This window comes from Streptomyces sp. rh34 (assembly GCF_002551245.1).
Lineage (GTDB): Bacteria > Actinomycetota > Actinomycetes > Streptomycetales > Streptomycetaceae > Streptomyces.
Map to the genome: position 1 here is coordinate 1 of NZ_NTGZ01000293.1, position 8,881 is coordinate 8,881.

Here is an 8,881-nt window from a genome sequence, read left to right on the forward strand (position 1 = left end):
ACAGACCTGGAGCAGGGCCTGGTGCACGAGGAGGTCGAGCCCGCCGACGACCGCCCCGCCCCGCGCCGACCAGGCGGCGGCGAGCGCGGTGGGCCACGGCTCGTACAGCACGTCGAAAAGGATGCCCGGGGTGGCCGGCACGGATCCGGCCAAGGCGTCGGTGGCGCCCGCCGGGGTGGTGGCGATGACGAGCGGCGCGCTCAGCGCCGCCGCCGCGTCCGCCCAGTCGGCGATCACGATGTCGACGCCGAGCCGCTCCCCCCAGGCCCGCATCTCGGCCGCGCGCTCGGGGCCGCGCACATACGCCGTCACGGGTCCGGCGCAGACCGCGGCGAGCGCGGCGAGCGCGGAGGAGGCGGTGGCTCCGGCACCGAGGACGGCGGCGGAGTCGACCTTGTCGATCCCGCGCTCCCGCAGGGCGGCGATCATGCCGGGGATGTCGGTGTTGTCACCGACCCGCCGCCCGTCCTCGGTGAACACGACCGTGTTGACGGCCTCCACGGAGGCGGCCGTCGCGCTGATCTCGTCGAGCAGCGGGATGACCGCCCGCTTGAGCGGCATGGTCAGCGACAGCCCCGCCCAGGAGGGGTCCAGCCCCGCGACGAACCCGGGCAGCGCCGCCTCGTCGACCTCGAACCGGTCGTAGGACCAGTCGTCGAGGCCGAGCTCGGCGTACGCGGCACGGTGGAGGACCGGGGAGAGGGAGTGGGCGATGGGCGAGCCGAGGACGGCGGCCCGGCGGCGGATATCAGCCAAGTCCCTGCTGCTCCTTCCACTTCGTGTTCAGCTTCTCGTGCTCCTCCATGGTCTTCGTGAAGTCGGTCTTCTTGCCGTCGAGCGAGATGAAGAACATGTAGCCGTTCGTGGTCGGGTTGAGCGACGCCTTGATGGCGTCCATGCCCGGGTTGCCGATCGGCCCCGGCGGGAGGCCCTCGTGGTAATACGTGTTGTACGGGTCCGGGTTGTTCCGGATCTCCTTGGTACTGATCTTGATCTTGCTCTGGTTGTTGAGGTAGTTGAACGCCGAGTCGAATTCGATCTTGCGGTTCGTGACGTTGTTGTCGGGTTCGAGCCGGTTGTAGACGACTTCCGCCATCTTGCGGAAGTCTTGGTGCGTGAGGCCCTCCGCCTGCACCAGGCTCGCCACCGTCAGCACCTCCCACGGCCCGTCGAGGTTGTACTTCTTGGCCGTGGCCTCGAAGTCGATGTCCGCGTACTCCTTGTTGGCCCGCGTGACCATGCGCTTCAGCGCGTCCTCGGGCTTCGACCCCTTGGCGACCGGATAGGCGGCCGGGAACAGGAAGCCCTCCAGCGGGTCCTTCACGTCCGGGTCGTCGTCCGCCCAGTCGGGCAGCCCCAGGGACTCCGCCTTGGTCTTGGCGATCTTCGCCGTGGTGCCCTTCTCCAGTTCCAGCCGCTCGTCGATCTTCGCGTAGACCTGGACGTTGCGGGTGCCCTCGGGGATCACGAAGGCGTTCTGGCTCTTCGGGTCGAGCATCAGCTCGATCGCGCTGGCGGCGGACATCTCCTTCTTCATGAGGTAGACGCCGGCCTGGAGCAACTTGCCCTTGGGGTTGTCGTTCTGCGCCGCGACGAAGGCGTCGGAGGACTTGATGACGCCCTTCTTGCGCAGGATGTTGGCGATGTCGTAGCCGAGCGACCCTTCGGGGATCTCGACCTCGACCTGGCCGGTGCCCACCCCCGCGTAGTCGGCCGGAGCGCCGAACTGCTTCTTCCAGAACGTGTAGCCGACGTAGGAGACTCCACCGAGGCCGCCGAGCAGGACGACGGAGACCACCAGGCAGGCAACGCCGCTGCGGCTCTTCTTCTTGCCCTTGCCGCCCCGGCGGTCGCTGCCGCCGCGGTCGCGGCGCGAGGCGCGCGATCCGTCGTCGTCCGGGTCATCGTCGTCATCGCGCGGCTCGCGGCCGACCGGTTCGTCCGCACCGGTGAAGAAGGGGTGCGTCTCCTCCTGCGGCTCGTCCGGGTCCCATTCCGTCGACTGCTGCTGTTGCTGCTGCTCAGCCGCGGCGTCGCGGCGGCCCGGGGGCTGCGGCGGAGGGTAGGCCTCAGGGGTGCCGTAGTAGTCCTGCGACGCGTCGTAGCCGCCGGGCTGCTGGGCGTACGGGCCCTGCGGCTCGGCCCCGTACGGCATGGCGGCCTGCTGCCCGGTGTCCCAGCCGCCGTCGTACTGCGGCTGGGCACCCGGCTGCTGGGCGTACGGGTCCTGCTGTGGCGTGCCGTACTGCTGCTGATTCTGCTGGTCGTACTGCTGCTGGTTCTGCTGACTCTGCTGGTCGTACTGCTGCTGCGGGTACTGCTGGTGGTTCTGGGCGTACGGGTCCTGCGCATAGGGCTGCTGGGCGTACGGGTCCTGCGGATAGGACTGCTGCTGGTCGCCGTACTGGCTCTGGCCGTGGGCGGCCTGCTGGCCTCCCCATCCCTGGTCCCCGTACAAGGGGTCCTCGGGATGCCACGGTTCGGAGCCGGGGCCCCGGCCATACTCAGTCATCGATCCCCTAGAGCCGCGAGACGACGTTCCGTCTCTTCGCTTCGCTGTGCGGTGTTTGTTCGAACACCGCCGCATCGCGCGGAACGTTACCGTATCGCGATCAGACCACCACTTCGACGCCCTCGCCCGGGGGATTGCCTGACGCCCGTTCGGACTCCAGAGCGTTCTGAAGGATCACCACAGCGGCAGCCTGGTCGATGACAGACCGGCCCTTCTTGGACTTCACGCCCGAGGCGCGCATCCCCTGAGCGGCCGTCACTGTGGTCATCCTCTCGTCCACCAGCCGCACCGGAACGGGTGCGATCGAGCGGGCGAACACCTGGGCGAACTCCCGGACCTTGACGGCCGCCGGGCCCTCGCCCCCGCCGAGGGAGCGCGGCAGGCCGAGGATGACCTCGATCGGCTCGTACTCCTCGACGAGTTGACGGAGCCGCCGGTGGGCGGCCGGGACGTCACGTCCCGGCACGGTCTCCACCGGCGTGGCCAGGATCCCGTCGGGGTCGCACGAGGCGACCCCGATCCGGGCGTCCCCGACGTCGACGGCGAGCCGCCGGCCCCGGCGCATCGGCGTCATCCCGCTCGTCACGCCGTCTCGGTGACGAGGCGTTCGACGGCGGCCACGGCGTCGCCGATGGCGGCCGGGTTCGTGCCGCCCCCCTGGGCGACGTCCGGCTTGCCGCCGCCACCGCCGCCGAGGGTCTTGGCGGCGGTGCGCACGAGGTCACCGGCCTTGAGACCGCGCTCGCGGGCGGCCTCGTTGGTGGCGATGACGGTGAGCGGGCGGCCGTTGGCCGTGGTGAACAGGGCCACGACGGCCGGCCGGCCGCCCTGGATGCGCCCGCGGACGTCCAGGACCAGCTTGCGCAGGTCGTCGGCGGAGGTGCCGTCGGGGACCTGGCCGGTGACCAGGGCGGTGCCGCGGACGTCCTTGGCGGACTCGACGAGTCCGGCGGCGGCCGCGAGGACCTTCTCCGCGCGGAACTTCTCGATCTCCTTCTCGGCGTCCTTGAGCTTGCCGAGCATGCCCGCGATCTTCTCGGGGAGCTCCTCGGGGCGGCCCTTGACCAGCTCCTGGAGCTGGGCGACGACCGTGTGCTCCCGGGCGAGGAAGTTGTACGCGTCGACGCCGACGAGGGCCTCGATACGGCGCACCCCGGAGCCGATGGAGGACTCGCCGAGCAGCTTCACCAGACCCAGCTGGGCGGTGTTGTGGACGTGCGTGCCGCCGCACAGCTCCTTGGAGAAGTCGCCGATGGTGACGACGCGGACCCGCTCGCCGTACTTCTCGCCGAACTCGGCGATGGCGCCCTGCTTCTTGGCGTCGTCGATGGACATGACCTCGGCCTGGACGTCGAGTTCCCGCGAGAGGACCTCGTTGATCCGCTGCTCGACGTCGGTGAGGACCGTACCGGGGACGGCGGCGGGCGAACCGAAGTCGAAGCGGAAGCGGCCCGGCGAGTTCTCCGAGCCGGCCTGGGCGGCCGTCGGGCCCAGCGCGTCGCGCAGCGCCTGGTGCGTGAGGTGCGTGGCACTGTGGGCGCGGGCGATGGCGCGGCGGCGGGTGTTGTCGATGGAGGCGAAGACGGGGGCCCCGACCGTCACCTCGCCGACCTGGACGACGCCCTTGTGCACGTGGACGCCGGGGACCGGCTTCTGGACGTCGCGGATCTCGATCACGGCGCCGGTGTCGAGCCTGATGCGGCCGGTGTCGGCGAGCTGGCCGCCGCCCTCGGCGTAGAAGGGGGTGCGGTCGAGGACGACCTCGACCTCGTCGCCCTCGGTGGCGGCGGGCGAGGGCACGCCGTCGACCAGCAGACCGACGATGGTGGACTCGCCGGCGGTGGAGGTGTAGCCGGTGAACTCGGTGGCGCCGGAGGTGTCGGCGACCTCGCGGTAGGCGGACAGGTCGGCGTGACCGGTCTTCTTGGCGCGGGCGTCGGCCTTGGCCTTGTCGCGCTGCTCCTGCATGAGGCGGCGGAAGCCGTCCTCGTCCACGGACAGGCCCTGCTCGGCGGCCATCTCCAGGGTGAGGTCGATCGGGAAGCCCCAGGTGTCGTGGAGCAGGAACGCCTTGTCGCCGGCGAGTACCTGGCCGCCTGCGGCCTTGGTCTCGGTGACGGCGGTCTCCAGGATGTTGGTGCCGCCCTTGAGGGCCTTGAGGAAGGCGGCTTCCTCGGCGAGCGCGACCGTCTCGATGCGCTTGCGGTCGGTGATCAGCTCCGGGTACTGCAGGCCCATCGTGTCGATCACGACGTCAACCAGGTCCTTCACCACGGAGCCGGTGGCGCCCATGAGACGCATGTTGCGGATGGCGCGGCGCATGATGCGGCGCAGCACGTAGCCGCGGCCCTCGTTGCCGGGGGTGACGCCGTCGCCGATGAGCATCACCGACGTACGGATGTGGTCGGCGACGACGCGGAGCGAGACGTCCGTTCCCTGCTCGGCGCCGTAGCGGACGCCGGTCAGCTCGGTGGCCTTGTCCATGACCACGCGCAGGGTGTCGGTCTCGTACATGTTCTGTACGCCCTGGAGGATCATGGCGAGGCGTTCGAGGCCGAGACCGGTGTCGATGTTCTTCGACGGCAGGTCCCCGAGGATCGGGAAGTCCTCCTTGCCGTCGCCGGCGCCGCGCTCGTACTGCATGAAGACCAGGTTCCAGATCTCCACGTACCGCTCGTCGTTGACGGCCGGGCCGCCCTCGACGCCGAACTCGGGGCCCCGGTCGTAGTTGATCTCCGAGCACGGGCCGCAGGGGCCGGGGACGCCCATGGACCAGAAGTTGTCCTTCTTGCCCAGGCGCTGGATGCGCTCGGCGGGAACGCCGATCTTGTCGCGCCAGATCTGCTCGGCCTCGTCGTCGTCGAGGTAGACCGTGATCCAGAGCTTCTCGGGGTCCAGGCCGTAGCCGCCGTCCTCGACGGAGTTGGTCAGCGCCTCCCAGGCGAGCTGGATGGCGCCTTCCTTGAAGTAGTCCCCGAAGGAGAAGTTGCCGCACATCTGGAAGAAGGTGCCGTGGCGGGTGGTCTTGCCGACCTCTTCGATGTCCGGCGTACGGACGCACTTCTGCACGCTGGTGACGCGTGGGGCGGGCGGCTTGACCTCGCCGAGGAAGTACGGCTTGAAGGGGACCATGCCCGCGGGGACCAGCAGCAGAGTCGGGTCGTCCGCGATGAGCGACGCCGAAGGCACGGCGGTGTGACCGCGATCCTCGAAGAAGCTCAGCCAGCGGCGGCGAATTTCAGCCGACTCCATCAGTGGTCCTCATTCCGGTTGTTCGGGTTGTAGGGGAGTTTGCGGTACGTGTTCGCGTTCGCGGGCGGCTCGGCCGCCTCGACGGCGAAGTGCCGCTGCACGGGAAGGTCCGGGTCGACCGGCGCTTCCAGGCCCAGGGCGCCGCCCAGTTCGGCTTCGCGCCGGACCATGCCCTCACGTACGTCGAGGGCGAAGTCCTTGAGCTTGTGACCGGTCTCGATCGCCTTGTCCGCGGCCTGCGCCGCGAGGCTTTCGGGGGTCAGCCGCTTGAGCTTGCGGTTGACCTTGGTGGTGGCCCACACACCGGCTGCTGCGCCGGCGGTGAACCAGAACGTACGGCGGAACATCGCTCGATCAGTCCTTCTGTCCGCGGGCGTTTCGGCGTTCGCGCCTGCGTCCGCGCGCCGAGGGTACGGTTCGGCCGACGATCACCGTGCGGCGGACGGAGCCGCGTCCCCGCGCCGGTTCCGGTTCGGGCTCGGGTGCGGTGCGGCGGCCGAGGGCCTGCCGTACGCCGTAGCCGAACGCGGCGACCTTGACGAGAGGGCCGCCGAAGGTGGAGGCGACGGTCGTGGAGAGCGCGGAGGCGTTGGAGGTGACCTCCTGGACGTCGCTCGCGATGGCGTCGACCTTGTCCAGCTGGGTCTGCGCGGAGCGCACCGTCGCCGATGCGTCGGCCAGCAGCGGGACGGCCTGGTCGGTCACGTCCGCCACGAGCTTGGTAGTCGCCCTGAGCGTCTGGGCGAGCCTCACCAGCACCACGGCGAGGAACGAGACCAGGATCGCCCAGAAGACGGCCACGAGGATCCCGGCCACCTCTCCACCGGACACTGTGCACCGCTCTCTGCTCGTCGCTCCGGCCCTGCCGGGCCTTGTCTCCGTCGGTCGCGTCCGGGCCTCAACCCGCGCGCCCGATCGTCGTCACACGAGCCTATCGCGCCGCGCATCTCCTCCCCTACCGCATTCTCCGCGGGCGGGGCGGGAGTTGCCCCAGCGAGATTGTACGGAGAGCTTTCAAGCCAGTACGCTCCGTGTTTTATGCGACGCCTGCAGGACCCCTGCCCGAATGCCGACGATCCGGACGCCCGCCCCGCGGCGGCGACCGGCAGCCTCCCGGCCGAACTGAACCCCTTCGTGGGGCGCGAGGACGAACTGTCCGAGCTGAGCGGGCTGCTGGAGGAGTACCGGCTCGTCACCGTCGCCGGAGTGGCGGGCGTGGGAAAGACCCGGTGCGTCATCCGGGTCGCCGCACTCCGGGAGAAACGGTACTGCGACGGGGTTCTGCTGGCGGAGCTGTCCGCCGTCCGCGATCCCGACCTGCTGGAACACGCCCTGATCGACGCGTTGGGCCTGACCGATCACACCAGCAGGCCGCCGCGCGCCGTCCTCGTCGAACACCTCTCCGAGCGCCGGACACTGCTGGTGATCGACGGCTTCGAGCACCTCGTCGACGCCTGCGCCGACCTCGTCACCGAACTCCTGCGCCGGGCCCCACGCCTCCAGGTGCTCGCGGCCGGACGCCGCCCCCTCCGGGTGGACGGGGAACGGACCTTCCCGCTCGCCCCGATGTCCGACGGGGACGCCGTGGAGCTCTTCACCGAGCGGGCGCGCGGGGTGCGGCCGGGCTGGGATCCGACGGCGGCCGAGCGGGCGTCCGTGCTGGAGCTCTGCCGCCGCCTCGACGGGATTCCGCTGGCCCTCGAACTGGCGGCCGGGCGGCTGCGCGCGCTCTCGGTCGAACAGGTGCTCCTGCGCCTGGACGACCGGTTCCGGCTGCTGACCGGCGGCCGTCGCGGCGCGCCGCCCCGCCACCAGACGCTGCGTACGGCGATCGGCTGGAGCCATGAGCTGTGCACGCCCGAGCAACGGCTGCTGTGGGCGCGGCTCTCGGTGTTCGCGGGACAGTTCGACCTGGAGGCCGCCGAGTACATCTGCGGCGGGGCGGATCTGCCGGCCGACTCGGTGCTCGATGTACTGGACGAGCTGCTCGCCCAGTCGGTGGTGGAGCGCGAGGACGGCCCGACCGGTGCGCGCTACCGGCTGCTGGACACGGTCAGTGAGTACGGGGCGCAGTGGCTGGCGGCCGCCGGGGACGCCCCGCGGCTGCGGCGGCGGCACCGGGACTGGTTCCTGGGGCTCGCGACCTGGTGCGAGCTGGACTGGTTCAGTCCGCGCCAGGCGGAGGTGGCGGCCCGCGTCGACAGCGAGCTGCCCAATCTCCGCCGGGCGATGGAGTGTTCGATGGAGAGCCCCGACGAGGTGCATCTGGCGCAGTACCTGGCGGGCACGCTGTGGTTCTACTGGGCCGGCTGCGGGCGGCTGTCCGAGGGGCGGTACTGGCTGGACCACGTCCTGGAGGAGCCGACGCCGCACGATGCCGCACGGCTGAAGGTGCTGTGGGTGCTGGGCTATGTGGCCGTGCTGCAGGGCGACGCGGTCGGTGCGATCTCGGCGCTCCAGGAGTGCAGGGAGGAGGCCGAACGCTCCGGGGACGCGACAGCACTGGCGTACGCGGTGCACCGCACGGGGTGCCTGGCGATCGTGACGGACGACCTGCCGCGTGCCGAGGAGCTGCTCCGCGAGGCACTCGGCCGGTACCGCGAGGTCGGCGAGCTGAACAGCAATGTGCTGATGGCGCAGGTGGAACTGGCCATGGCGGTGGCGTTCCTCGGCGATCTGGACGCGGCTGCGGCGATCTGCGACGAGGTCCGGGAGATCTGCGAGGACCACGGGGAGCGGTGGGCGCTGGCGTACGCGCTGTACGTCCTGGCGTACGCGGCGCTGCGGCGGGGGCGGCCGGCCCGGGCGCGGCAGATGCTCGGGGAGTGCCTGACGATCGGCCGGACGTTCAACGATCTCCTGGGCACGGTGCTGTCGCTGGAACTGCTGGCCCTGGTGACGGTGGTGGAGGGGGACGCCGGGGAGGCCGCCGTGCTCCAGGGTGCGGCGGAGGGCATCTGGCCGTCGGTGGGTCTGCGGTTGTTCGGCTCGGCGTTCTACGGGCGGCCGCGGGCGGAGTGCGAGGAGCGGGCGCGCCGGGAGGTGGGGAACGCGGCGTACGAGGAGGGGCTGCGGGTGGGCCGGCGGCTGGATCCGAGCACCGCGGTCGACCGGGCC

7 protein-coding genes are annotated in these 8,881 nt (G+C 70.8%); 1 reads left to right on the forward strand and 6 read right to left on the reverse strand.

Annotated features, from left to right (window positions below; genetic code table 11):
* The 6 genes from CR470_RS32815 to CR470_RS32845 form a co-directional block, all read right to left on the reverse strand.
* Positions 1-756, reverse strand: a 756-nt coding sequence (locus tag CR470_RS32815; RefSeq protein ID WP_097871110.1) for a shikimate dehydrogenase, incomplete at its 3' end; no start/stop codon positions are given.
* A complete protein-coding gene (mltG, locus tag CR470_RS32820) occupies positions 749-2,512 on the reverse strand; it encodes an endolytic transglycosylase MltG (RefSeq protein ID WP_097871104.1) in 1,764 nt (587 codons plus the stop codon). The genes CR470_RS32815 and mltG, both read right to left, overlap by 8 nt.
* Before the next feature lie 100 nt (positions 2,513-2,612).
* Positions 2,613-3,086, reverse strand: coding sequence for a Holliday junction resolvase RuvX (ruvX, locus tag CR470_RS32830; protein WP_179892451.1), 474 nt, complete (start codon positions 3,084-3,086; stop codon positions 2,613-2,615).
* Positions 3,087-3,094: 8 nt separating this feature from the next.
* Positions 3,095-5,764, reverse strand: a complete 2,670-nt coding sequence (alaS, locus tag CR470_RS32835) for an alanine--tRNA ligase (RefSeq protein WP_097871106.1) — start codon at positions 5,762-5,764, stop codon at positions 3,095-3,097.
* Positions 5,764-6,111 carry a DUF6167 family protein gene (locus tag CR470_RS32840; RefSeq protein WP_097871107.1) on the reverse strand — a complete coding sequence of 116 codons (348 nt, stop codon included), beginning with the start codon at positions 6,109-6,111 and terminating at the stop codon, positions 5,764-5,766. The genes alaS and CR470_RS32840 overlap by 1 nt, the downstream gene beginning before the upstream one ends.
* Before the next feature lie 7 nt (positions 6,112-6,118).
* Positions 6,119-6,580 (reverse strand): DUF948 domain-containing protein, encoded by a 462-nt coding sequence (locus CR470_RS32845; RefSeq protein ID WP_097871108.1) that lies wholly within the window; start codon positions 6,578-6,580, stop codon positions 6,119-6,121.
* Positions 6,581-6,802: 222 nt separating this feature from the next.
* Here CR470_RS32845 and CR470_RS32850 point away from each other — a divergent pair.
* Positions 6,803-8,881, forward strand: a 2,079-nt coding sequence (locus CR470_RS32850; protein WP_097871109.1) for an ATP-binding protein, incomplete at its 3' end; no start/stop codon positions are given.

Bases quoted from the DNA above. Each gene is read 5' to 3' on its own strand.
- mltG (WP_097871104.1), bottom strand. From the start codon at position 2,512: ATGACTGAGTATGGCCGGGGCCCCGGCTCCGAACCGTGGCATCCCGAG.
- alaS (WP_097871106.1), bottom strand. From the start codon at position 5,764: ATGGAGTCGGCTGAAATTCGCCGCCGCTGGCTGAGCTTCTTCGAGGAT.
- CR470_RS32840 (WP_097871107.1), bottom strand. From the start codon at position 6,111: ATGTTCCGCCGTACGTTCTGGTTCACCGCCGGCGCAGCAGCCGGTGTG.
- ruvX (WP_179892451.1), bottom strand. From the start codon at position 3,086: ATGACGCCGATGCGCCGGGGCCGGCGGCTCGCCGTCGACGTCGGGGAC.